Source organism: Myxococcus stipitatus DSM 14675, from assembly GCF_000331735.1.
In the GTDB taxonomy this organism is placed as follows: Bacteria; Myxococcota; Myxococcia; order Myxococcales; family Myxococcaceae; genus Myxococcus; species Myxococcus stipitatus.
The window spans coordinates 9,420,405-9,442,773 of record NC_020126.1 but is presented as its reverse complement, the minus strand read 5'-3'; the positions used below and the strand labels follow the sequence as shown (position 1 = coordinate 9,442,773).

Sequence of the window (22,369 nt, the reverse complement as noted above, 5' to 3'; positions counted from 1 at the left end):
CGAGGACTTCGCGAGACAGCGGGGCCGGGTAGGATTGGGGGACGATGACCGGCGCCGCCCCCCTATTCGTCCTCTTCGCCCTCGTCTCCAACCAGAGCTCCACCATCTCCGAGGAAGGGCCCGAGTCCACCGGACGCCAGGACACCCCCGTGTCCAAGGCCCGCCTGGATGAGCCCGCGCCTCCGGGAAGCAACGCGGGAGGAGAGGGCTTCGGGTTCACCGCGCAGCTGGAAGTCGGCGGGTTGAGCCTGCCCTCCGGGACTCCCGGTGGAGGACAGGACTTGTTCATCCGGGCGTATCCGGTGCTGGGGCTGACGAAGGGGGACTCCTTCGTGCTCCGGCTGGGCGCCAACCTGCGCATGCGCATGGTGGACGAGGAGCCCAAGCAGACGGAGGGCGACTACGGCGCCCGCCTGCGCCGCGAGGACTGGGATGAGCTGAGCGACGCGGGCCAGGTGGTGCGCATGCTGCGCATCGGCCGGGAAGGCGAGGCGTTCTATCTGCGCGTGGAGCCCCTGGTCGACGAGTCCCTGGGCCGAGGCTACCTGGTGGGCCGCTACAGCAACGTGCTGTCGCCGGACTACCACCCGGCGGGGGGCTCGGTGACGGTGGTGAAGGGGCCGGTGCGCGCGGAGGTGCTGGCCAGCGACGTGCTCGCGGCGCGGCTCTTCGCGGGGGAGCTGCTGCTGGACGTGGGCCGCGCGGCCAGCGACGACGCGAACAAGTTCGACCGCTACCTGGTGCGCCTGTCCGCCGCGCACGACGCGGGCCGCGCGGGGGGCAAGACGCCCAACCTGACGCTGGCGTCGCTGGGCGGGGACGTGGCGCTTTACAAGGGGGAGCGCCTGCGCGCGTGGGCCCTGCTGGGCGGTGGTGCGCGCTTTGCTCAGTCGCACACCCCCGCGGTGGGAGGCCTGCTCGGCGTGGCGATGGAGGGCCAGACGTCGAGCGGCACGCAGATCAGCGTGACGCTCCAGGGACGCCACCAGGGCGGGCGCTTCCGCTTCGGCATGTTCGGTCCCGATTACGAGCTGGGCCGCTTCTCCGGCACGGGCCTGGCCGAGCAGCCCATCTCCGAAGAGGAGCTGCCCAAGGGCTTCGCGGGCTACCTGGAGGCGTCCATCGCGAAGGGCGGCGCGGACTCGACGCTGCTGTTGGGCAGCCTGGCCGCGCAGTACTACGGCTTCGGCCGCACGGACCTGGATGTGTCCGCGGGCTTCGAGCTTCCCGGTGGCCGCACCCGCGCCCTGGCGCGCGCGGTGCTGACGGCGCTGGGCGACCGGCCGCGCTACTCGCTGGGCGTGGAGGTCCGCCAGCGGCTGATGAACCACCTGTATGCGTGGGGCTCCGGCGGCACGGTGCACTTCCCCCAGGCCAACAACCAGTTGGTGCGCGGCGTGACGGTGGGCGCGGGCGTGGGCGTGGACTTCCAGCGCTGACGCCGGCGCTCAGGGCGGCGCAGGCTCCAGCGGCAGGGTGAAGCGGAAGGTGGAGCCACGGCCCACCTCCGTGTCCACGCCGATGTGGCCTCCGTGGCGCTCGACGATGTCGCGGCAGATGTAGAGCCCCAGCCCCAGCCCCCCGAAGCCGGAGATGGGGGCGTTGCGCGCGCGGAAGAAGCGCTGGAAGAGGTGCTCGCGCTGGTCCTCGGGGATGCCGATGCCCGTGTCGCGCACCGACACGTGGGCCGCGTCGCCTTCGCGCTCCACCGTCAGCCGGACGAGGCCCCCGGTGGGGCTGTACTTGAAGGCGTTCTCCAGCAGGTTCATCAGCACCTGCGCCAGCCGCCCCCTGTCCCCCAGGACGATGAGCGGCTCCGCGGTCTCCTCGTACTCGAGCGTGTGCTGCGTGCCCAACGGGCGCGCCTCCGCGAGCACCTCGCGCGCGAGCGACTGGAGCTCCACGGGCTTGCGGTGCAGCTCCAGCCGTCCCGCCTCGATGCGCGTGGCGTCCAGCAGGTCATTCACGAGCACGGACAGCCGCGTCACCTGCGCCAGCGCTTTGTCCACGTGGTGGAGCTTGGGCGCGTGGCCCTCGGCGGCCTGCTGCTTCATCATCTGGAGGTGCAGCTTGAGGGGCGTCAGGGGCGTCTTCAGCTCGTGGGCGGCGATGGACAGGAAGTCGTCGCGGACGCTGATGGCCTCCTGGGCTTCCTTGAGGAGCCGCTCGCGCTCCTCCTGGGCGCGGTGCTCGTGGGTCAGCTCGACGACGACGGCGCCCAGGCCCACGATGCCTCCGCTGAGGGTGCGCACCGGGTAGTAGCTGACGCGCCAGTGGCGCAGCTCGTGGGGCGTGGAGGGGACGTAGCCGGACATCTCCAGGTCGCTCAGGGGCTGGCCCGTCTCCATCACCTGCCGCATCAGCGGCTCGAGCCGAGAGGCCATGAGGGGGTTCATCTCCCGCACCGTGCGCCCCAGCTCCTCGTTGCGCTTGCGTCCATGCAGTGACGCGAGCGCGTCGTTGATGCGCAGGTAGCGCAGCTCCCGGTTGACGAAGGCGAGGCCCACGGGCGCGTGGTTGAGGAACGTGTCCAAAAGCGCGAAGGACTCCTCCAGCCGCTCGCGCGCGTTCTGCTCCGCGACCAGCAGGCGCTCGCGCTCCACCCTCACGCGGCGCTCCTCCGTCACGTCGCGGTAGCTCCACACGCGCCCGATGACGGTGTCCCCCATGCGCTGGGGATGCGAGGTGTCCTCCAGGGTGCGTCCGTCCGTCAGCTCGTGGGTGTCCACGGTGATGTCCTCCGACGGCAAGAACTGGCCCTGGACGCGGGCGATGAATCGCGCCGGCTCCTTCGTCAGGCGCGCCGCGCTCGCCAGGGCCCGCTCCGCGACGCGCGACTCCATCACCTCGTCGCTCAGTCGCCAGATGTCCTGGAAGCGCTTGTTGAAGGCGACGATGCGCTGGTCCTCGTCGACCACGACGATGCCCTCCGCGATGGAGTCGAACGTGGCGCGCAGCACGGAGTGGGTGTGCTCCAGCTTCTCCCTCGCGCGGCGCCGCTCGGTGACATCCACCATCAGCCCGCGCAGCCGCATGGGGTGGCCGTCCTCCGAGATGGCCGTGACGTGCGCGCGCATCCAGACGATGTGCCCGTCCGCCGCGAGCATGCGGTACTCCAGCTCTTGCGGCCGCGACTGCCGCCACGCGCCCAGGCACGCGGAGAGGACCTCCGGCCAGTCATCCGGGTGGACGTGCCGGGCCCAGAAGTCCGGCTGCCGCACCCACTGCTCGGCGGGGACACCCAACAGCCGCTCGGCTTGTCGGCTCACATAGGTGAAGTGGAACTCCGCGTTCGCCTCCCAGACGATGCCGTCGATGCTGCCGATGAAGTCCTCGTAGCGCTCCCGGATGCGAGACAGCTCCGTGCGAGTGGCTCCGCGCGCGGACTCCAGCGGCGCCATGCGCTGGAGCCGGACGCAGGCGCCCAGGAGCACGTGGTCGTCTCCGTACACGGCGAGCGCCACGGCGCGCTGCGGTTGTCCATGCGCGACGCCGTCACCCAGCCCTTGTCCGCTCGTCAGCGCGTCGCGCACCGTGCGGGTGAGCCAGGGCATGCGGGCGAGCACCACGTCCACCGCCTGGCCCCGCACGCTGTCGCGCACACCGCCCGCGGCGAGCACCAGCTCCGGCTCCATCCAGAGGACCTGCCCCTGCGCCTCGACGATGAGCGTGGCGTGCAGGCTCCTGCCCACCTGCAGCAGCCGCTCGTGAGCGGGGGAAGGGCGCGTCCGAGGAGAGGCGCCCCACCCTGCCTGCCCTCGCCGCAATCGCCTGAGCATTCCCGAACATGGGACCTCGTCCCACTCTCGCGAAAGGGTTGCTCCTCTCCTCGCGCCCTCGCCACGTCGTCGCACGCGTCGGCTTGACTACGGCTGTAGTCACGCGTACCTTCCTCCGTGACTACAGCTGTCGTCACGGGGTCGCCATGAAGAAGCCGGTGGGAGAGCAGGAGCTGGCGGTGCTGCGGTACGTGGCCGAGCACGGGCCCGCCACGGTGGGGGAGGTGGTGGAGCGCTTTGGCGAGCCGCAGGGCCTGGCGCGCTCCACCATCCTCACGGTGATGGAGCGGCTGCGGCTGAAGGGCTACCTCACGCGGCGCAAGGTGGAGGGCGTGTTCCAGTACGCCTCGCCGGTGCCGGAGGGGGAGCTGCTGCGGGACGTGGTGGGGGACTTCGTGCAGCGCACGCTCGCGGGTTCGCTGTCGCCCTTCGCGGCGTATCTCTCCGACGCGGATGACGTCTCCGACGCGGAGCTGGCGCAGCTCCAGGATGTCGTGGCGCGGCTTCGCTCGAAGAAGCGGAAGGACTAGCCCATGCGGACCGATTGGCTGACGCAGATGGGGTCGTGGCTCTCGTCCTGGCCGGAGGGACTGTGGCGCGCGTCGTGGCAGGGCGCGCTGTGCGCCGCGCTGGTGTGGGCCGTGACGCGGGGGTGGACGCGGATGCCCGCTTCGCTGCGCGCGGGCCTGTGGTGGCTGGTGGCGCTCAAGTTCGTGGTGACGTTGGTGGCGGTGCGTCCGCTCGCGGTGCCACTGCTGCCCGCGACGCTGGGGACGCTCCTGGCGCGGGTGGAGTCACCCGCGCCCGAGCACGCGCCCCGGGAGGTGGCTCCGTCCTCCTCCTCTCCGAAGATGGGGGAGCTGAGGGTGATGTTGGGGGGGCCCGAGGTGGTGGTGATGGACGCGTCCGTCGCCACGCCCGCGGCCCGGAGCACGGGCGCGCTGGCGGCGGAAGGTGCGGGCGCGCGTGAGTCGGAGCGCTCGATGGGAGCCTTCTTCCAGGACCTGAAGGGCCTGAAGCGGGTGCTGCTCCTGCTGTTGCTCGGCGCCTGGGTCGTGGGCTTGCTGTGGCAGGTGCGTCATCAGGTGCGGAGCTGGGCCTTGATGCGTCAGGTTCGCCGGAGCGCGCGTCCGCTGGTGCACCCCGAGCTGGAGGAGGAGGTCCGCGAGCTGTCCGTCAGCGCGGGACTGAGGCAGGCGCCCGCGCTGCTCGTGTCGGACGCGGTGACGAGCCCGCTGGCCACGGGGCTCTTGTCTCCGGTGGTGGTGCTGCCCGCGAAGGCGGTGCGCCTGATGCCCGTGGAAGGGCTGCGCATGGCGCTGGCGCATGAAGTGGCGCACTTGAAGCGCGGGGACTTGTGGCTGGGCTGGGTGCCCGCGCTCGCGGAGGCGCTGCTGTTCTTCCATCCGCTCGCTCGACGCGCGGCCCGCGAGTATGCGCTGGCTCGTGAAGAGGCTTGTGACGCGGAGGCGCTGCGTCTCACGGGCGCGGAGCCCGCTGACTACGGGGAGCTGCTGCTCGCGTTTGGAGTCGCCCGTTCCCACGGTACCGCCGCCGCGCTGGGCGCGTCGGCTCACGTTGATGCGCTGTACAGGAGGCTGAGCATGCTGGAGCACGTCGAAGTGGATTCCTCTCTTTCTCGTCGTGGATGGAAGTGGGCGTTCTCCCTGTTCGGGCTTCTGGCGCTGGTGCCCTTCCAGGTGGTCGCGCGCCAGGAGTCGAAGCCGGAGACGCGGCCCGACACGGCCGCCGCCGCGCCGGTCGCGACGACGCGTGAGCGCACTCGCATGGTGGGGGCCGTGATGGCGACGAGCCCGGCGACTCCTGTCCCACCCGCGCCTCCCGTCGTGGCGCCCGCGCCTGTCGCGGCGGCACCCGCGCAGGTCCGCGTGGCCCCGCGTGCCCCCGTGGCGCCCGCCACCCCGCGGACTCCGCCGCCCATGGTGGCCGTGGCGAGTGCCGTCCCCGCCACGCCCCCGACGCCGCCGAAGCCTCCTCGCTACATCGCGTCGGAAGACGACTTCGGCTACGTACTGCTCGATGGCGACAGCGCGACGATGAGCGGCAGCACGGTGGACCTGCAGCTCGCGAAGATGTTCCAGGGCAAGAAGGACGGTGAGCTGCTCTACGTCCGTCGCAAGGGTGAGGCGTTCATCGTTCGCGACGAGGCCACGCTCAAGGCGCTGCAAGCGGCGCTGGAGCCCATGCGGGCCCGGGGCGCGTCGCAGGGCGCCTTGGGGGAGAAGATGGGCGCGCTGGGGCATGAGCAGGGCAAGCTGGGCCTGAAGCAGGGCGCCCTGGGCGTGAAGCAGAGCGAGCTGGCGCTGCGGCACGCGGAGCTCGCCCACAAGCGCGCCGGGCTGCACCTGGAATCCAACCGCATCGACTCACTCCCCGAGGCGGAGCGAGACCGTCGCCAGGCGGAGCTGGACAAGCAGGAGGAGGCGCTCGACAAGGAGATGGATGCGCTGGACACCAAGCGCGAGGCCATCGACCAGGAGCAGGAAGCCCTGGGCCGCGAGCAGGCGAAGTTGGGTGAGCAACAGGCGGCCCTGGGTCGTGAGATGGCAAAGGTCAGCGAGCAGACCGAGGACGAGGTCCGCGACGCCGAGAAGGCCATCCGCGCCCTCATCGACGAGGCGCTCCGCAAGGGCCTGGGCAAGCCGCTGCCCACCTGAGGACGCTCGGGCTCGGGATTCATGGCGCGGGGGTGGAGGCTCTCCTAACTTGGGACGGCCCCCCTTCTTCCGGAGGTCTCCTCCCCATGAGTCTCGCCGCCAGTCCTCGCAACACTCCCTCCAGCACGCTGGACACGGTCATCCAGCGGGTGAAGGCGGGCTCCCGGACGTGGGTGAAGCTGGGAGTGCCCCAGCGCCTCGCGCTCCTGGAGGAGCTCAGCCGGGGCTACGCGGCCATCGCCGAGCAGAGCGTGCTCGCGGCCTGTGAGGCGAAGGGAGTCGACCCCAGCAGTCCCATGGCGGGAGAGGAGTGGCTGGCGGGCCCCATGGTGGTGGTGCGCAACCTGCGCCTGCTGGCCACTTCGCTCCGGGACATCCAGCAGCACGGTGTCCCGCGCATCCCCGCCTCGCGGCTGCGCACGCTGGAGGACGGCCGGCTCGCGGCGCGCATCTACCCCATGGACACGCTGGAGGGGATGCTGCTGCCGCGCAACGAGGGCGAGGTCCACTTCCTGCCCGGCGTCACCGCGGACAACCTCCCCGAGCACCAGGCGTCCTTCTACCGCAAGCCGCATGATGGCCGGCTGTGCGCGGTGTTGGGCGCGGGCAACGTCAACTCGATTCCGCCCGCGGATTGTCTCTACAAGCTCTTCGTCGAGGGCACCGCCTGCGTGCTCAAGATGAACCCGGTGAATGCCTACCTGGGGCCCTTCCTGGAGCAGGCCTTCGCCCCGCTGGTGCGGATGGACGTCTTCGCCGTGGTGTATGGCGGAGCGGAGGAGGGCGCCGCGCTGGTGGCGCATCCCGCGGTGGATGAGGTGCACATCACCGGCAGCGACAAGACGCATGACGCGCTGGTGTGGGGACCTCCCGGGACGGAGTCGGAGGCGCGGCGCGCTCGCAACGAGCCGCTGCTGCGCAAGCCCTTCACCAGCGAGCTGGGGAACATCTCCCCGGTGGTGGTGGTGCCCGGGCCGTACTCGGACGGAGAGCTGCGCTTCCAGGCGGACAACATCGCGGGCATGGTGGCCAACAACGCGTCGTTCAACTGCAACTCGGCCAAGCTGCTCGTGCAGCCGAAGGGGTGGGGGACCCGCGCGCGGGTGGTGGACGCGGTGGCGGCGAGTCTGGGCAAGGCCGCCGTGCGGCGCGCGTTCTACCCGGGCGCGGAGCAGCGCTGGCGCCAGTTCACCGAGGGCCGCGCCCACTTGCGCAAGCTGGGCCACGCGCACGAGGGGGAGCTGCCCTACGCGCTGATTTCGGACGTGGACCCGGGGCACGCGGAGGACCGCGTGTTCCGTCATGAGCCGTGGTGCACCGTGTTGTCGGAGACGGGCCTGCCCGGTGGGGATGACCCGGTGTCCTTCCTGGCCGGCGCGGTGGCGTTCCTCAACGAGAAGGTGTGGGGGACGCTGAACGCCACGCTCATCGTGCACCCCAGCTCGTTGAAGGACCCGGCGGTGGCCTCGGCGGTGGAGAAGGCCATCCGGGAGCTGCGCTATGGCACGGTGGCGGTGAACACCTGGCCGGCGGCGGGGTATGCGCTCGTCTCCCTGCCTTGGGGCGGGCATCCGTCCTCGACGGCTCGGGACATCCAGAGCGGGCTGGGCTGGGTCCACAACACGCTCATGCTGGAGCAGGTGGAGAAGTCGGTGCTGCGCGCGCCGCTGACGAACCTGATGGCGCCGCCGTGGGTGCCGGGGCATCGGGGCGCGCGGGACTTGGGGACGCGGCTGGTCGACTTCGAGCGGGCGCCGTCGTGGCTCAAGCTGCCGGGCGTGGCGGCGGCGGCCCTGCGTCGCTGAGTGTCGGGACTCGCGCTCCCAGCGGGGGGCGGGGGCGTGGACTGCCGGGGCCGGGGCCCTCGTGGTAAACCCGGCGCATGTCATCGACGCATGCTCGGGAAGGCGGACGGCTGCTGCAGGTGGGGCAGTCGCAGGAGGCGGTGAAGAGTTTCCAGAAGGGACTCGCCATCGACCCGGACGATGTGGAGTGTTTGATTGGGCTCGTCCGGACGTACCTGAGCGTGGGGGCCGCGCGCGAGGCGGAGACCGCGGCGCTGCGGCTCCTGAGCGTGAAGCCGGACCACGCCGAGGGGCAGGCGCACCTGGCGATGCTGCGCGCGCAGGCGGGCAACGCGGAGGCGCTGGAGGCGCTCAAGGTGCTGGCCGCGGCGCCGACGTCGGGCTACTTCGAGCGCTTCAACCTGGGGGGGCTGTTGTTGGACCGGGGAGACCTGAACGGTGCCCGGGCCGCGTACGAGTCCGCGCTGCAGGTGGCGCCGGACAGCGCGCATGTCCACTTCGAGCTGGGCCGCATCCACCTCCAGCAGGGCATCCTGGGCGCGGCGGTGACGCACTTCCAGAAGGCGGCGGAGCGGGCGCCGCAGGAGGCGATGCCGTTGTTGATGCTGGCGCGCGCGCACTCGGCGGAGGGTGCGCTGGGGTTGGCCATCCAGGCGGGGACGCAGGCGTTGGAGAAGGCGCAGGGGAGCTTGCGCCGCGCGGTGTTGGAGGACCTCTTCAAGCTGTACCTGTCCGCGGGGAGCCCGGAGGGGGCGAAGCGCACCGCGCTGGAGCTGCGGCAGCTGGAGCCGGCCCACGTCAACTATGTCTACATGCACGGGCTGGCGGTGATGAGCGCCGGCTCCTTCGCGGAGGCGAAGGCCCTCTTCGAGGAGGCGCTGCGGATGGCGCCTGGGAGCTGGCAGACGCTGACGGCGCTGGCGCAGATGCACGGCGCGCTGGGAGAGCGGGAGGAGGCGCGCCGGCGGCTGGAAGAGGCGGTGGCGCTGGTGCCCACCGAGCTGGGGCCGGTGAATGACCTGGCGATGCATCTGATGCAGGACGATGAGCACTCGCGCGCGAAGCCGTTGCTGGAGCGGGCCCTGGCCGCGCACCCCGCGGACGCGACGACGAACCTGAACATGGCGGTGGCCACGTTCATGACGGACCGCGCCGCGTCGCTCCACCACGCGGAGCGGGCGAGGACGCTGGGCCAGGGAGAGATTCGCGACCAGGCCGAGCGCATCCTGAAGGCCCTGGGCGCGGCCTGAAGTCAGCACTCCGCGGAACGAGCGGGCGGGGTCGACGGCCTCGCCCGTGAGTGGGCAAGTGGAGGCGGCCCGACGCTCGTGCGCGTGAGTGGGCTCCCCGTGGATTCCCGCTCTTCGGCCTCGCCCGTGAGTGGGCAAGTGGAGGCGGCCCGACGCTCGTGCGCGTGAGTGGGCTCCCCGTGGATTCCCGCTCTTCGGCCTCGCCCGTAAGTGGGCAAGTGGAGGCGGCCCGACGCTCGTGCGTGTGAGCGGGACTCCTCGAGGAAGTCCCGCTCCTGCTCGGCACTACCGCCCGAAGAGGCCCCAGCGCTTGGAGGGCTTGATGCCCTGCACGCGCGACAGGCGCTCGCCGAGGATGCGGCTCATCTCCAGCGCCACACCCGGGTTGGCCATGACGACGCTGCGGAAGTCGTCGCGCCCCACCGCCGCCAGCTCACACGCCGTGCTCGTCACCGCCGTCGCCGTCCGAGGCTCCCCCGTGAGCAGCGCCAGCTCACCGAAGAAGCCCCCTTGCTTCACCATGGCCACCGACTGGCCACCGGTGTCCTTGAGCTGCACCTCGCCCGACAGCACGACGTAGAAGTTCTCCCCCGCATCGCCCTGTCGGAAGAGCTCCGTGCCCGCGGGACGCTGGAGGTGCTCGGCGCCGCGCGCCACCGTCTCCAGTTCCTCCGTGTTCAGCGGCGCCAGGAAGTCCACCTTGCGCAGCGTGGAGGCCAGCATCGCCACCCCCGTGGTGCCCACCGGCTCCCGCGTGAGGAACGTCACCGCCTCCGCCAACTGCGCGCGCCGGGCCACCAAGATGACGGTGTGTCCCGCCTTCAGCAGCGTGCTCCCATCCGGCAGCGTCGCCCGGCCCTGCGGGTCCACCACGCCGATGAAGACACACTCGCGCGGGAAGCCCTCCATGCCGCGCACCTGCGCCACCGTCTGCCCCGCGACCTGCGCTCGCATGGGCAGCGCCAGCTCGAAGAGCACCGTGTCGCCATCCCCCAAGGGCAGCGAGCCCGCCACCTGCGGGAAGTCGATGGCGGTCGTCATCTTCGCCACCACGACCTCGGCCTCGGCGACCAGGTCCTTCACACCCGCGAGCCGATACGCCTCGCGGTAGCTCGTGTCCAACATGCGCACCATGAGGCGCGCCGGGGACATGCTGCGCACCAGCATCGTGAACGCCAGGTTCTCCGAGTCGCGCGCCAGCACACCCGCCACCACGTCCGCGGACGTGACGCCCGCGGCCTCGAGCATCTGCGGGTTCGTCGCGTCGCCACACACCGTCACCACGCCCACCTCCTCGAAGAGGCGCGTGCACGTGGCGGCATCCCGCTCGATGACCGTCACACTGTGCTGTTCGGCCACCAGACGCGCGGCCAGCACACTGCCCACCCGTCCACCTCCCGCGATGACGATTTTCACGACGCCTTCCTCCCGTGCTCCACCGTCTGCTCCTCGCCGTGCAGCACCTTCTCCAGATTCAGCGTCCGCTCATCCAGCTGCGCCAGCATGTGCTCCGCCGTCGCCTCCGGGATGAGTCCGCTGCGGCGCGCGCCTTGAAGCGCCGTGCGCTCCGCGTCGATGAGCCGGCGCCGCATCGCGATGAGGTCTCGCGCCCCCTGCGTGAGGTGGTGCTCGTTGAGCCGCCGCAGCTCGCGCTCCGCACGGGCGATGTTCACCTGGTACTCACTGCGCAGGTGGTCATACGCCGCCCGAGGCACCAGCCCCTGTTCATGCAACACCGCCAGCTCCTGGTGCGCCGCGCGGCTGGCGATGAGCCGGCCCCGCTGCTCGGACATGGCCAGGGCCACCTCGTCCTGCCGGAAGAGGCCCAGCCACTTGAGCGCGCGCGTGAGCATCAAGCCCTGGCCGACCAGGGACACCAGCGTCACGCCGAAGGCGATGGCCACCAGCTTCTCCCGGCCCGGCGTGGCCGCGGGGAGTCCCAGCGCCAGGCCGATGGAGAGCGCGCCCTTGATGTTGCCCACGATGAAGACGTGCTGCCAGCGAGGCGGCACCGCCTCCGCCGGACGGATGAAGCGCAAGAGCAGGAAGGGCCCATAGATGGCCACCGCGCGCCCGGCCAGCACGCACGCCACCGCGATGAGTGTCTCCGGCACGTAGCCGCGCAATGTCTCCGGCTTCGTGGTGAGCCCCACCGCGAGGAAGAGGAAGGTGTTCACCCCGAACGTGGCGTACTCCCAGAAGGAGTGGATGGCCACCTGGCTCTGTGGCGACACGTTCTTGCGCATGCCGACGCCCACGGCCAGGCCCGCGACGACCGCGGAGATGGCGCCGGACAGGTGGAGCTGCTCGGCCACGACGAAGGACGCCAGCGCCACGGCCGTCGTCACCATGATTTCGGCGAGCGGGTCCTCGGTGTGGCGGATGACGAAGCCGCCCAGCATGCCCACCGCCAGGCCCACGACCGCGCCGCCCGCCGACGCGAGCAGCACGCGCGCGGCCAGCATGGGGAGCGAGGGCGCCGCGGCTCCCGCCACCACGCTGGCGATGGCCGCGTACGCCACCAGGGCCGTGCCGTCGTTGAAGAGGCTCTCGCCCTGCATGATGCCGGACAGGCGCGGAGGCACCGGGGCGCGACGGAAGGCGTAGAGGATGGAGACGGTGTCCGTCACGGACAGCAGCGCGCCGAGCAGCAGTGCGGGCCAGATGGCCAGGTCCACCAGGAAGTGCAGCGCGGTGCCCGTGGCGCCAATGGCTAGCACCATGCCCAGCGTGGAGAGGATGAGGATGGGCAAGGCATTGGCGCGGATGCCATTGAGGTCCGCCATGATGCCGCCCTCGAACAGCAGCGCCGGCAGGCAGACGAGGAACACCACCTCCGGGTTGAGGGGCGGCACGCCAGGCAGCAGGTTGCCCACCGAGATGAGCAGGCCTCCCACGACGAGCGCCACGTTGTAGGGCATGTTCGCCCGCTTGGCGGCGATGGCCAGGACGATGGCGGCCACCATCAATCCAATGACGAGAGGCATCTCCAAGTGCACGGCGCGCAGTCTTCCAGAACGGGTGCGCGCGGTCACTCCCCCTTCACGAGAGGCTTTCGAGTCCTAGCGCCTCAAACGGAGGATGAGGTCCTTCCGGGGCCCGCAGTCTCCGCGGCCGTCGCAGTTGCTCGTGGTGACGTAGAGGTGGCCGTCGGGACCCATCGTCACCTCGCGCAGGCGGCCATACGTGTCGCGCAGGTACACCTCGTGTCGAGCGACCCGGGCCGGGTTGTCCGAGGCGAACTCCACGCGGTGCAGGTGTCGCGAGCCGAGCGTGCCCACGAGCAGCGAGCCGCTCCACTCGGGGATGGAGGTGCCCGTGTAGAGGGCCGCGCCCCCGGGCGGCATCGCGTCCGCGAAGGTGAGCGAGGGAGTGACCTGCCCTTCGTGAAGCTCGCACGAGTAGATGCCGGGCCAGCCCAGGTTGGCCCCCGGGCGCGCGAGGCTGATTTCGTCATGGCCTCGGCGCATCGTCTCACCGCTGGGGCCGTGGTCCGTGACGTACAGCGTGGTGGCATCCTTCCAGTCCCAACCCTGGAGGTTCCGCAGGCCGGTGAGGAAGGCGGGGGAGCCGGGAAAGGGATTGTCCTGGGGCACCTGTCCCTCGGGCGTGAGGCGCAGGAGCTTACCCGCGGAGTCACTCACGTCCTGGGAGCGGTCCGGGTCCCGGGCGTCGCCGGTGCCCGCGTAGAGCATGCCGTCCGGGCCGAAGCGCAGGCGTCCTCCGTCGTGGTAGGTCGCGGAGGGGATGCCTCCGAAGATGACCCGGTCGAACGTCGCGGTGGAGTGGTCCTCGGAGAGCGTCCAGCGCTCCACGCGGTTCTCGTCGCGGCCGCTCGCGTCGGTGGTGACGTAGACGTAGACCTGCCGGTTCGTGGCGAAGTCCGGATGCGCGGCGATGCCGAGCAGTCCTCCCTCCGCGGCCTCGGTGATGCGCACGGTGGCCACGGGCTTGGGTTGGAGGACGCCCGCCTTCAGCAGGCGGATGCGACCGGGCCGCTCGGTGACGAGGGCGTCGCCGCCGGGCAGCCAGGCGATGCCCCAGGGGACTTCGAGGCCCTGGGCCACGACATCCACGGTGAAGGGCACGGCGCCGTCCGAGCCCCAGTCATCCGCGACACGCACGCAGTCCCGCGGGGAGGCGGTGCCCTGCGCCTGGCTCTTGCGGCAGGCGGCGGTGGAGACGGCGAGCACCAGGGTGGCGGAGGCGAGCAGGCGAGAGGCGCGCATGGGGCGATTAATGTCCGCGCGTGCGCTCCCACGCCAGCGCCGAGGGCAGGGGAGCGGACGTGAGAGGGGTGGGCTCGTGTCGGCCAGGGGGCGGGCGGGCGGGTTGCTCGGACGAGGCTGTGTCGGCGTCTGGCGCGTGGGCACCTTGCTCGAGCGGGACAACCCGCCCGCGAGGAACAAGGAGACGTTTCATGGCGCGCATCGCGTTCATCCTGGCCGACGACTTCGAGGACGAGGAGTTCCGCGTCCCCTATGACCAGGTGAGGCAGGCAGGCCACGAGGCGGTGGTGATCGGGCTGGAGGCGGGGCAGGCCGTCAGGGGGAGGCAGGGGCGCGAGGTCGTCACGTCGGAGCGGGCGGCGAGGAACGTGAGCTCGCGGGACTTCGACGCGCTGGTGATTCCGGGAGGCTACTCACCGGATGTGCTGCGCCTGGACATCGACATGGTGGGGTTGGTGCGGGACTTCTTCCGCGCGGAGAAGCCGCTGGCGGCCATCTGCCATGCGGCGTGGTTGCTGGTGGAGGCGAACATCGCGGAGGGGCGAATCCTCACGTCGTGGCCATCGCTGAAGACAGACCTCATCAACGCGGGCGCGCGGTGGGTGGACCGGGAGGTGGTGGAGGATGGCAACCTCATCACCTCGCGCCACCCGGGGGATGTCTGGGCTTTCTGCGAGGCGTTGCTGCGACAGGTGGCCCAGGGTGTCTCGCCGCGAGTCGACTCACCGCTCCTGCGAGAAGAGGTCTGGGTCCAGCCGGCCATGGTGCACTGAGCGCGTGTAACCGGAAGGGGGAGGTGTGCGTACCGGACTCCATGCGCTCCCACGACTCCAGCAGGGCGGGCTTGCCGCTCTCCACGGGCGAGCTTCAGGGGATGGGGCTCCTGGCCAGGGCCGCGGGCACACTGGCTCGTCTCCGGTCCCGGTCCCCGGATGTCTCGGTGGCACCCTCGAGGGCGGAGCCTCAGGTGTCGGAGGCCCCGGTCCCCGTGGCCCTCACGGAGGAGGTCGTGCTCGCGCGCTACAGGACGTTGTGTCGAGCCCTTGCCCCGAGAAGGAATCGCGCGCCGGGTGAGCGGGTGGCGGCGGGGGATGACGTCCTCTTGGATGTCCTCGGGTTCGCGAACGGACGGCTGATGGCCTTCTCCGCGCGCTCGGAGTGGTGGACCGAGGTCGCCGCGAACCCGCGGTTCCCAGGGCTCCTCGAGTCCCTCGTGGGCTTGAACGTGGGGAAGACGCACGCGGTGGAGCTCACGCTTCCCGGGGACCATCCGGTGGAGGCGCTCCGGGGCGTGGCGGCTCACTTCGTGGTGAAGCTCACGGCCGCGCGCGAGGTGGCCACGCTCGATGAGCAGTCCTCGGACTTCTTTGCCGTCCTCGCGCGCGGCTCCACGCGCGATGAGGTGATGGCGCAGCTCCGTCGGGAGCTCGCCGCCGAGCGGGAGGCCCAGGCGCAGCGCGAGCGTCAGGGCGAGGCGCTGCGGGAATGGTCGCGTCGCGCGCGTGTCGAGGTGCCCCGGAGCCTGGTCGACGAGGAGCTCCGCCGCTGCTGGTCAGAGGTCGAGCACCCGGTGCTGGTCCGGCTGGGCCTTGCTCCGGAACAGATGCGCGAGGCGCTCGAGGGGTGGCTGGACGATGGGGCCACCCGGCTTGAAGCGGAGCACCGGGTGCGGCTCCAGCAGGGGCTTCGCGCCGTCGCGATGTCCGAACGACTCAAGGGGGTGTGCGCGGAGGCGCAGGTGTTGTCCGAGGGCCTCTCGTCCCGCGCACGCGTGGCCCCCGAGGCGACGGGCCACAGGGGTTCCGAGCCGTGGTTCGAGGGCAGGCTGCTTTACGCGTAGGGGTTGATGGAGGTGGCGGCACGCTGCTTCGTCCGCGCGGCGTGACGGGAGCGTCGCGGCCGCGCGGACTCGGACAGGTCAGTGGTCGCCGTAGCGCTTCTCGCCGGCTTCCACGCGGAGGGCCAGGCGGTTGCCGCGCGGCGGCAGCGGGCAGGTGGCGAAGCGGGTGAAGGCGCAGGGCGGGTTGTAGGCGCGGTTGAAGTCGAGCACCACCTGTCCATCCTTCGGCATGTCCGCGTAGAGGAAGCGGCCCGCGCCGTAGGTGGAGTCGCGGTTCGTCTCATCCGCGAAGATGACGAAGAGCTTGTTGGAGCCGTCCTCCACGGGCGTGAGGCGGTGCTCCTTGCCGTCCACGGTGAAGACGAGGACGCCGGGAGCCTTCATCTCCTCGGTGGTGCCGAGCACGTTGGGGACCTGGAGGGTGCGCGGCGTGGCGGCGGGCTCGAAGCGCGCGGTGACCTTCCACGCGGCGCTGGCGGGGTACGTGGGGATCCCGTGGAACTGCTTGCGCGCGGGGGACTCGGAGTCCTTCACGCGTACGCCCAGCTTGTCGCCGCGCTGGATGACGTGGAAGTTGAGGCTGCCGAGCTGCACGACATCGGGGGAGCCTGTCTCGTCCGACTTCAGCTCGCCGCCGGTGAAGGGCTGGCCGTTGCGGGTGAGCTGCACGCCGGGGGCGGGCTGGAAGGTGGCGGTGTTGCCCTTGCGGGTGAAGGTGCCGAGCTTCGCGGGGGTGTTGTCGGGGAAGTCCAGGGCGCTGTCGGGGGCGGAGCCCGCGGTCTGCTCGCCTTCCTTGAGCCAGAAGAGGCCGACGAGGGAGAGCCAGCCGTCCTCGGCTTGGAGGCGCTGGAGGCGCTGCTCGTGCCAGGTGCGGGTGGAGGTGGCGAGGTCTTCGGTCGTCGAGGGGGCGGTCATGCTCTTGGCGGGGGGCTTCGAGGGCGGGGTGGCCTTGGGAGAGGGCGCGGCATGGAGAGCGACGGACAGGGCCAGGGCAAGGGGCGTCATGTCGGGGGCCTCGGAAGAGAGGGGCTTCCTGCGGTGGCCTTGTCTAACAGGGTAGGGGGCGCGGCGCAGGGTGGGGTTGCAGGCGCGGGGGCGCCGTGCGAAGCGGGAGGGACATCCCGTGAACCTCGACCTGAAGCCGGCGCCGCCGCCGGGAGTCTTCCGCAAGCTCGCCCTGGGGGCCTGGCGCTCGCCGAGGGACCCGAGTGCCTACGCGTCCCTGGACGTGCGGATGGAGAAGGCGCTGGTGTTCCTCGAGGGTTGGCGGGCGCGCACGGGGCAGCGGCTCACGGTGACGCACCTGGTGGCGAAGGCGGCGGCGGATGCGCTGCGGCTCCATCCCGAGGCCAACGTGCTGCTGCGGTGGGGGGCGCCGTCCCAGCGTGTCGACGTGGGGGTGTGCGTGCTCGTGGTGCAGCCGGAGGAGTCGGGGCGGGTGGACCTGACCACGGCGACGGTGCCTCGTGCGGACGGGTTGTCGTTGGAGGCGTTCGGGCGGGAGCTGGAGCGCAGGGTGGGGCGGGTTCGCGCGCGTGCGGACGTGGACATCGAGCGGGGCAAGCGCCGGTCGTATCGAATCCCGGGGATGTTGATGGGGTGGGCGCTGCGGTGGTTGTCCTTCGTCTGGTTCACGTTGAACGTGGATCTCCGCTGGGTGGGGATGCCGAGAGACCCCTTCGGCTCGGTGGTGGTGACGAGCCTGGGCTCACTGGGGCTGGAGCGGGGCTACGTGGCGACGGTGCCGTACACGCGGGTGCCGCTGGTGCTGGCGCCCGGCTCGGTGCGGACCGTGCCGGTGGTGGAGGCGGGTGCGCTGGTGCCGGGCAAGACGATGACGCTCACGTGCACCTGGGACGCGAGGGCCCTGGACGTGGAGGTGATCGCCCGAGTGCTGCGGCACGTCGGCGCGGCGCTGGAGTCACCGGAGTCCTGCTGGGACCCCTCGTCTGGATCAGGAATACCGGCGGTGACAGGTTGAGCGAAATCACGACTGGAATGGGTGGACTGATTCGCGGGGTAAAACCGCGGCGCCCGTCACATTCGAGAATGCTCAGTGATTTCGAGGACTTGGCGTTCCAGTGACGCTGTTTCCGCCAGGTTCCAAGAAGCGAAAAGGTTCTACGCAACTTCCGCAGGTGCGTTGCGATAACTCATTCAAGTTCCACTCCTTTTCAACCTCGCGAGGCCCACATGGGTTTCCCCGACATCAAGAAGACCTTCAACACCGTCCGCGCCAACGTCCAGAAGACCTTCCAGGAGAACAAGGAAGTCATCAAGGGCGGGGCGGCCGTCGTTGCCCAGAGCGCCAAGGCCTTCGCGTTCAGCAAGGACACGTTCCAGCAGATCAAGAACATCAAGAACGGCGCTGAGGGTCTCCTCGGGAAGACGAACTTCGACTTCGTCAAGAACCCCACCTTCAAGGAGGGCTTCAAGGGCCTGTCCAAGCTGGGCGCGAACATGAACGCGGCCCTGCGCTTCGCGGGCATCCCCGCCGCGGGCATGTCCATCGCGACCGCCGCCAAGGACATCCGTCAGGCCATCCGCACCGGCAGCAAGGACGACATCATCACGGCCACCCGCTCCGGCCTGGATGCGACCAAGGCCACCATCACGGCGGCCACCGGCGGCATCCTCGGCGGCAAGGTGATGGGCGGCATCCTCGGCGGCACCCTGATGAAGGGCAAGCTGGACTCCGGCAAGGCGGCCCTGGACGCGTTCAAGAAGGCGCTCCCGAACGCCAGCGACGACGTCCTCAAGGCCGTCAAGAACGCCGCCACCAAGGGCGTGATGGAGGGTGCGTCCCTGAAGAACGTGGGCCGCGCCATCAGCTCCGCCGCCGGCGACGCCGCGAAGGCGGGCAGCAGCTTGGCCAAGGGCATCCTGGGCAGCGGCACCCGCTCGGCCGCCAAGGCCGCGCTGGCCACCGTCGGCCGCGAGGCCGGTGAGGCCGCCCTCAAGCAGGGCGCGAAGGCCGCCGCTGGCACCGCCGCCAAGGCCCTGGGCCGCTTCGCCCCGGGCGTCAACGTCGCCATCGCCGCGGTCGACGTGGCCAACGCCGGCGCGACGCTGATGGACAAGAACGCGGGTGTGGGCAAGAAGGTGACCTCGGTCATCACCGCCGTGGGCTCCATCGCCGCCGCGACCAACATCCCCATCGTCAGCCAGGTCGGCGCCGCGGTCTCCACGGTGTCCAGCATCGTGGGCGCCTTCTTCAAGTAAGCCGTCAATCTTTCGCGGTTTGTCAGAGCGGCTCGGCTGGACTAAGCCTTAGTCCATGCCGAGCCGTCGCTTTGTTCCCCATTGGCGCGGACGCTGGCACGCCTATCTTCCGGGAGCATCCGTGAGCAGCAGCAGCAGCAATCAAGGTTCTGGTCGGGGCGTCGAGCGCCTGCTGAAGATGAGCCCCGTGGTGAGCACCGCCTCCACGGACTCGCTCAAGCTCCCCTCCGTGGAGGCTCCGTCGCTCGACGGGATTTCCGTCCTCGTCCCCACCCCCGAGGACTTGACCGAGGACGACCTCCTGCGCGCCTTCCACGAGAAGCGCCGGAGCGTGGCCACCACGCGCGAGCGTGAGAAGGGCGAGTCCCTGGAGCTGGGAGACAACGTCCAGCTCAACGTCGTGGGCTACTGCGACGGGGTCCTCATCCCCTTCTCCGCGCGCTTCGGCATGTCCACGGAGCTGGCCCCCATCGAGGCCATGCCCGGCTTCAGCGAGACCGTGGCCCAGGGCGGCAAGGTGGGCGAGTCCATGCAGATTGCCCTCGAGCTGCCGGAGGACTACCCGGTGGTGGCGCTCCAGGGGAAGCCCGCGCGGTTCCTCATCGACGTCGTCGGCGCCCAGCAGGTGACGATGCTGTCGGAGAGCTCGCCGGAGTTCTTCGAGAAGCTCGGGATGGGCGGCACGCTGGACGAGGTGCTGAACAACATCCGTGAGGAGCTGGAGGACGAAGTCGCGGGCGAGCTCTGGGTGCAGGCCCAGGACATGGTGCTGGACGAGGTGGCCCGCCGCGCGCCGGTGGAGCTGCCCAAGGCGCTGGTGGAGGAGGAGATTCGCCGCCGCTGGGCCCAGGCCGAAGGCCAGGCGATGGTCGAGTACAACTTCGACGTCGAGGAGCAGCAGGAAGCGCTCCGCGGTTGGCTCACGGACCCCACCACGCGCGCGGACGTCGAGCGCCGGCTGCACATCGGCCTCGCGCTGAAGGCCGTCACCGAGGCGGAGAAGCTTCAGCTGACCCCGGAGAAGCTCGAGGAGCTGATTCGCGACCACATGGAGCCGTTCGGGTTCGGCGCGGAGGAAGTCGCCGCCGCCCTGCGCGAGACGCCGGAGACGACCAAGAAGCTGGTCGAGCTGGGCTGGTACCTGTTCGCCGTCGAGCACGTGATGAACAAGGCGAAGGTCACCTTCGAGGGCGCGGAGCAGGGCTGAGCCTCGACGCGCGCACCCGGTGCTGACGAGGAGCTCGTCCCGATTCAGGGGACGGGCTCCTTGTGTTTTCAGCGGCTCAGCTCTCGCTGAACCACAGCCCCAGGCCGGCGAGCGCGCCCAGGCCCAGGAACAGCGCGGCCAGGCCCCAGGTCTGTCGACGGGACCAGCGCAGCGACTCGCCATAGCGGTAGCCGCACACGAGGATGAGGACGGAGAAGCCCAGGCAGATGGTGACCGGGCCCAGCGCGACGAGGGCCTTGCGCGCCGACCCGCTCACGTCCAGGACGCCCAGCGCGACCAGCGGCCAGAAGCCGATGACCAGCAAGCCCATCATCAGCCCCAGGCCCCGCATGCCCTCGGGGCTGGACAGCTCCATGAAGTCGAGGAACCGATGCCAGCGGGAGCGGGGCGGCTCCTGGGGGTCGCGATGAGATGGGGGGCGGGTGGGCGGCACGCTCGTGGGCTCCAGGCCGCACTTTCTAGTGCAAGCCGGCGCCCATTTGAAGCCGGCCTGGGGTGGTGGGGCTGCGAGCGGCGAGGGGGTGGAGTAGAACGGGGGAGGTCGTCACCGCCGGAGGTCTCGTCATGTCCGTGGATACCAACCGCCGTGTCGCGTCCGCGCGGCCCGTGGGGCGCGCGCTGGGAGGGCAGGACCGCTACGACAAGGAAGCGCTGGAAGGTCCCGCGGAGGGCTCCCTGGCGATGACTCGGCGGCAGCGGTTGTCGAGTGCGCAGGGCCGAGGCGATTCCGAGAGCCCCTTCGCCGCGAAGATGCGCCAGCTCGCGGAGGCCAGCTCCGGCAAGGATGACAAGCGCTGAGCTCGACGCGCCTGAAGGTCTATCTCGACGATGAGCGGCCGACGCCCACGGGCTGGGTCTCCGCGCGTTGGCCCGAGGATGTCATCACGCTGCTCGAAGGTGGGCAGGTGGACGAGCTGAGCCTCGACCACGACCTGGGCGATGACGCGCACGGCACGGGCTACGACGTGCTGCTGTGGCTGGAGGAGGCCGTGGCGACTCGCGGCTTCGTCCCGCCGCGAGTCCGGGTGCACTCGGCGAACAGCTCCGCGCGCCAGAAGATGGAATCGGCCATCACGCGCATCGAGCGCTTCGTTCGAGAGGCGTGAGGGCCGCGTCACTTCCGGCGGGGCGTGGGTGCCACCTGGATGCGGGTCGCGGCGGAGTGGCCGTCTCCGAAGAGGTTGTACGCGGCCTGGACGGAGGTGCCCTCTCGGAGGTTCTGGAGCGCGATGCGCTTGCCTCCGTGGAGGACCTGGGTGTTCTGGCCGACGCGCAGGTTGTAGAGGTCTCCTGTCTCGGAGTCTCGGACCACGATGCGCTGCGCGGAGGTGGAGGTCACCTGTCCGCGCATGACGACGTTGGCGACCACCGTCTTGGAGGGGTCCGCGTTCGGCGTGTTGTCCTCGTTGGAGGCGTCCGCGCCCGAGCCGCCCGTTCCATTGTGCGCGCCCTGCTGCTTCGCGCTCAGGCCGTTGACCTGTCGCTGGAGGCGGAGCACGTCGGAGCGAAGCATCGCGACCTCGCGGGTCAGGTCATCGGGGTCCTGCTTCCGGCCAGAGGCCGCGGCCTCCGCGCTGCCGCCGTGCGCGTTGCCCATCGCGTCGTGAGGCTCGGTGCCTTGTGGGGTGGCGGGAGCCCGCTCACCCTCGTCACCCGAGCCTCCGGTTCCTGCGTCCGTGCTCGACGACGTGTCGCGGGCTCCGGAGCCTCCTGTCCCCGCGTCCGCACCCACGAAGACTCGAGTGCCCGTGTTGCCCGAAGCGGAGGAGTCCGCGCCGCTCCCGCCCGTGCCCGCGTCTTCGGTCGAGCCCGTGCGCCGAGAGGCCTCGTTCCGCTGAGCACCACTTCCGCCCGTGCCCGCGTCGTCACCTGACCTCACGGGTCGCGAAGCCGCGCTCCCCTGCGTCCCGCTTCCGCCCGTCCCGTACGAGCTCCCCGCGCCCGTCGGAGGGCTGCCCGCGCTGTCCTCCGCTCCGGTCGAGCCCTGGGGCGTGGGGGCATAGTCCCCTGGCTCGAAGGCCCCCGGCTCCTGCGGGTAGCGGCCACCCGAGCTCCCTGTCCCTTGCTGTGCATGGGACGGCATTCCGGGCGAACCCGCCCCCGCGGCCTGCGCGAAGGCAAGAGGCGACGCCAGGACGCTGAACGCCAGGGCCGCGGTGGAGAGTGCTCGTCGCATGGCGAAGTCCTTTCCTCGGGCTGAGCCTTCAAGGTTGAGACCCCTCGCGCCGGCGACAAGCGGGCCTCGCGGAAGCTCGCGTGCTCGCTCCCAGGCAAGGGGCCGCGCGAGCGCGCCCGCTCGAATCGTGCTGTGCTGGAAGTCAGCCTCGGGGTGGGTGGC

At 70.8% G+C, this 22,369-nt stretch carries 19 protein-coding genes; 12 read left to right on the top strand and 7 right to left on the bottom strand.

What is annotated here, in order from left to right:
- Positions 1-44 precede the first annotated feature (44 nt).
- Positions 45-1,439, top strand: coding sequence for a hypothetical protein (locus MYSTI_RS36545; RefSeq protein WP_015352887.1), 1,395 nt, complete (start codon positions 45-47; stop codon positions 1,437-1,439).
- Between the two features lie 9 nt (positions 1,440-1,448).
- Here MYSTI_RS36545 and MYSTI_RS36540 read toward each other — a convergent pair whose 3' ends face one another.
- Positions 1,449-3,779 (bottom strand): PAS domain-containing sensor histidine kinase, encoded by a 2,331-nt coding sequence (locus MYSTI_RS36540; RefSeq protein WP_201768944.1) that lies wholly within the window; start codon positions 3,777-3,779, stop codon positions 1,449-1,451.
- A 146-nt stretch (positions 3,780-3,925) separates the two neighbouring features.
- Between MYSTI_RS36540 and MYSTI_RS36535 the strand changes: the two genes are divergently transcribed.
- The 4 genes from MYSTI_RS36535 to MYSTI_RS36520 all read left to right on the top strand — a co-directional run bounded on the left by MYSTI_RS36535 (position 3,926) and on the right by MYSTI_RS36520 (position 9,512).
- Positions 3,926-4,309, top strand: coding sequence for a BlaI/MecI/CopY family transcriptional regulator (locus MYSTI_RS36535; protein WP_015352885.1), 384 nt, complete (start codon positions 3,926-3,928; stop codon positions 4,307-4,309).
- 3 nt (positions 4,310-4,312) lie between these two features.
- Positions 4,313-6,457, top strand: a complete 2,145-nt coding sequence (locus MYSTI_RS36530; protein ID WP_015352884.1) for a M56 family metallopeptidase — start codon at positions 4,313-4,315, stop codon at positions 6,455-6,457.
- 86 nt (positions 6,458-6,543) lie between these two features.
- The gene (locus tag MYSTI_RS36525) at positions 6,544-8,262 is read left to right on the top strand and encodes an aldehyde dehydrogenase family protein (RefSeq protein ID WP_015352883.1); all 1,719 of its coding nucleotides are present in this window, start codon (positions 6,544-6,546) and stop codon (positions 8,260-8,262) included.
- A gap of 77 nt (positions 8,263-8,339) precedes the next feature.
- On the top strand, positions 8,340-9,512 hold the full coding sequence (locus MYSTI_RS36520) for a tetratricopeptide repeat protein (protein WP_015352882.1): 1,173 nt from the start codon (positions 8,340-8,342) through the stop codon (positions 9,510-9,512).
- A 285-nt stretch (positions 9,513-9,797) separates the two neighbouring features.
- Here the strand turns inward: MYSTI_RS36520 and MYSTI_RS45455 are convergent, their stop codons facing one another.
- The 3 genes from MYSTI_RS45455 to MYSTI_RS36505 form a co-directional block, all read right to left on the bottom strand.
- The gene (locus tag MYSTI_RS45455; protein ID WP_015352881.1) at positions 9,798-10,928 is read right to left on the bottom strand and encodes an NAD-binding protein; all 1,131 of its coding nucleotides are present in this window, start codon (positions 10,926-10,928) and stop codon (positions 9,798-9,800) included.
- Positions 10,925-12,511 (bottom strand): cation:proton antiporter, encoded by a 1,587-nt coding sequence (locus MYSTI_RS36510; RefSeq protein ID WP_144370215.1) that lies wholly within the window; start codon positions 12,509-12,511, stop codon positions 10,925-10,927. Before MYSTI_RS36510 ends, MYSTI_RS45455 begins: the two co-directional genes overlap by 4 nt.
- A 63-nt stretch (positions 12,512-12,574) precedes the next feature.
- Complete coding sequence (locus MYSTI_RS36505) at positions 12,575-13,741, bottom strand: PQQ-dependent sugar dehydrogenase (RefSeq protein WP_015352879.1); 1,167 nt, start codon at positions 13,739-13,741, stop codon at positions 12,575-12,577.
- Positions 13,742-13,932: 191 nt separating this feature from the next.
- On the opposite strand from MYSTI_RS36505, the gene MYSTI_RS36500 reads away from it, so the two are divergent.
- Positions 13,933-14,514, top strand: a complete 582-nt coding sequence (locus MYSTI_RS36500) for a type 1 glutamine amidotransferase domain-containing protein (RefSeq protein ID WP_015352878.1) — start codon at positions 13,933-13,935, stop codon at positions 14,512-14,514.
- A gap of 167 nt (positions 14,515-14,681) precedes the next feature.
- Complete coding sequence (locus MYSTI_RS36495; protein WP_144370214.1) at positions 14,682-15,581, top strand: trigger factor; 900 nt, start codon at positions 14,682-14,684, stop codon at positions 15,579-15,581.
- Positions 15,582-15,659: 78 nt separating this feature from the next.
- Here the strand turns inward: MYSTI_RS36495 and MYSTI_RS36490 are convergent, their stop codons facing one another.
- Positions 15,660-16,586, bottom strand: coding sequence for a DUF1684 domain-containing protein (locus MYSTI_RS36490; protein WP_015352876.1), 927 nt, complete (start codon positions 16,584-16,586; stop codon positions 15,660-15,662).
- A 118-nt stretch (positions 16,587-16,704) separates the two neighbouring features.
- Here MYSTI_RS36490 and MYSTI_RS36485 point away from each other — a divergent pair, with 118 nt between their 5' ends.
- The 3 genes from MYSTI_RS36485 to MYSTI_RS36475 all read left to right on the top strand — a co-directional run bounded on the left by MYSTI_RS36485 (position 16,705) and on the right by MYSTI_RS36475 (position 20,010).
- Positions 16,705-17,562 carry a 2-oxo acid dehydrogenase subunit E2 gene (locus MYSTI_RS36485; RefSeq protein ID WP_015352875.1) on the top strand — a complete coding sequence of 286 codons (858 nt, stop codon included), beginning with the start codon at positions 16,705-16,707 and terminating at the stop codon, positions 17,560-17,562.
- Between the two features lie 212 nt (positions 17,563-17,774).
- Positions 17,775-18,803 carry a hypothetical protein gene (locus tag MYSTI_RS36480; RefSeq protein WP_015352874.1) on the top strand — a complete coding sequence of 343 codons (1,029 nt, stop codon included), beginning with the start codon at positions 17,775-17,777 and terminating at the stop codon, positions 18,801-18,803.
- 121 nt (positions 18,804-18,924) lie between these two features.
- Positions 18,925-20,010, top strand: coding sequence for a trigger factor (locus MYSTI_RS36475; protein WP_233278075.1), 1,086 nt, complete (start codon positions 18,925-18,927; stop codon positions 20,008-20,010).
- A 76-nt stretch (positions 20,011-20,086) separates the two neighbouring features.
- Here MYSTI_RS36475 and MYSTI_RS36470 read toward each other — a convergent pair whose 3' ends face one another.
- The gene (locus MYSTI_RS36470; protein ID WP_233278074.1) at positions 20,087-20,464 is read right to left on the bottom strand and encodes a hypothetical protein; all 378 of its coding nucleotides are present in this window, start codon (positions 20,462-20,464) and stop codon (positions 20,087-20,089) included.
- Positions 20,465-20,595: 131 nt separating this feature from the next.
- Between MYSTI_RS36470 and MYSTI_RS36465 the strand changes: the two genes are divergently transcribed.
- Positions 20,596-20,829, top strand: coding sequence for a hypothetical protein (locus tag MYSTI_RS36465; protein WP_015352871.1), 234 nt, complete (start codon positions 20,596-20,598; stop codon positions 20,827-20,829).
- Complete coding sequence (locus MYSTI_RS45575; RefSeq protein ID WP_338042106.1) at positions 20,826-21,137, top strand: cyclic-phosphate processing receiver domain-containing protein; 312 nt, start codon at positions 20,826-20,828, stop codon at positions 21,135-21,137. Before MYSTI_RS36465 ends, MYSTI_RS45575 begins: the two co-directional genes overlap by 4 nt.
- An 8-nt stretch (positions 21,138-21,145) precedes the next feature.
- Here MYSTI_RS45575 and MYSTI_RS45055 read toward each other — a convergent pair whose 3' ends face one another.
- Positions 21,146-22,207: a hypothetical protein gene (locus MYSTI_RS45055; protein WP_015352869.1), complete on the bottom strand. Its 1,062-nt coding sequence runs from the start codon at positions 22,205-22,207 to the stop codon at positions 21,146-21,148.
- Positions 22,208-22,369 lie beyond the last annotated feature (162 nt).

What these genes read in the sequence shown, in the direction of transcription:
- MYSTI_RS36545 (WP_015352887.1), top strand. Translation starts at nt 45, where the DNA reads ATGACCGGCGCCGCCCCCCTATTCGTCCTCTTCGCCCTCGTCTCCAAC.
- MYSTI_RS36540 (WP_201768944.1), bottom strand. Translation starts at nt 3,779, where the DNA reads ATGCTCAGGCGATTGCGGCGAGGGCAGGCAGGGTGGGGCGCCTCTCCT.
- MYSTI_RS36535 (WP_015352885.1), top strand. Translation starts at nt 3,926, where the DNA reads ATGAAGAAGCCGGTGGGAGAGCAGGAGCTGGCGGTGCTGCGGTACGTG.
- MYSTI_RS36530 (WP_015352884.1), top strand. Translation starts at nt 4,313, where the DNA reads ATGCGGACCGATTGGCTGACGCAGATGGGGTCGTGGCTCTCGTCCTGG.
- MYSTI_RS36525 (WP_015352883.1), top strand. Translation starts at nt 6,544, where the DNA reads ATGAGTCTCGCCGCCAGTCCTCGCAACACTCCCTCCAGCACGCTGGAC.
- MYSTI_RS36520 (WP_015352882.1), top strand. Translation starts at nt 8,340, where the DNA reads ATGTCATCGACGCATGCTCGGGAAGGCGGACGGCTGCTGCAGGTGGGG.
- MYSTI_RS36505 (WP_015352879.1), bottom strand. Translation starts at nt 13,741, where the DNA reads ATGCGCGCCTCTCGCCTGCTCGCCTCCGCCACCCTGGTGCTCGCCGTC.
- MYSTI_RS36500 (WP_015352878.1), top strand. Translation starts at nt 13,933, where the DNA reads ATGGCGCGCATCGCGTTCATCCTGGCCGACGACTTCGAGGACGAGGAG.
- MYSTI_RS36490 (WP_015352876.1), bottom strand. Translation starts at nt 16,586, where the DNA reads ATGACGCCCCTTGCCCTGGCCCTGTCCGTCGCTCTCCATGCCGCGCCC.
- MYSTI_RS36480 (WP_015352874.1), top strand. Translation starts at nt 17,775, where the DNA reads ATGGGTTTCCCCGACATCAAGAAGACCTTCAACACCGTCCGCGCCAAC.
- MYSTI_RS36465 (WP_015352871.1), top strand. Translation starts at nt 20,596, where the DNA reads ATGTCCGTGGATACCAACCGCCGTGTCGCGTCCGCGCGGCCCGTGGGG.
- MYSTI_RS45055 (WP_015352869.1), bottom strand. Translation starts at nt 22,207, where the DNA reads ATGCGACGAGCACTCTCCACCGCGGCCCTGGCGTTCAGCGTCCTGGCG.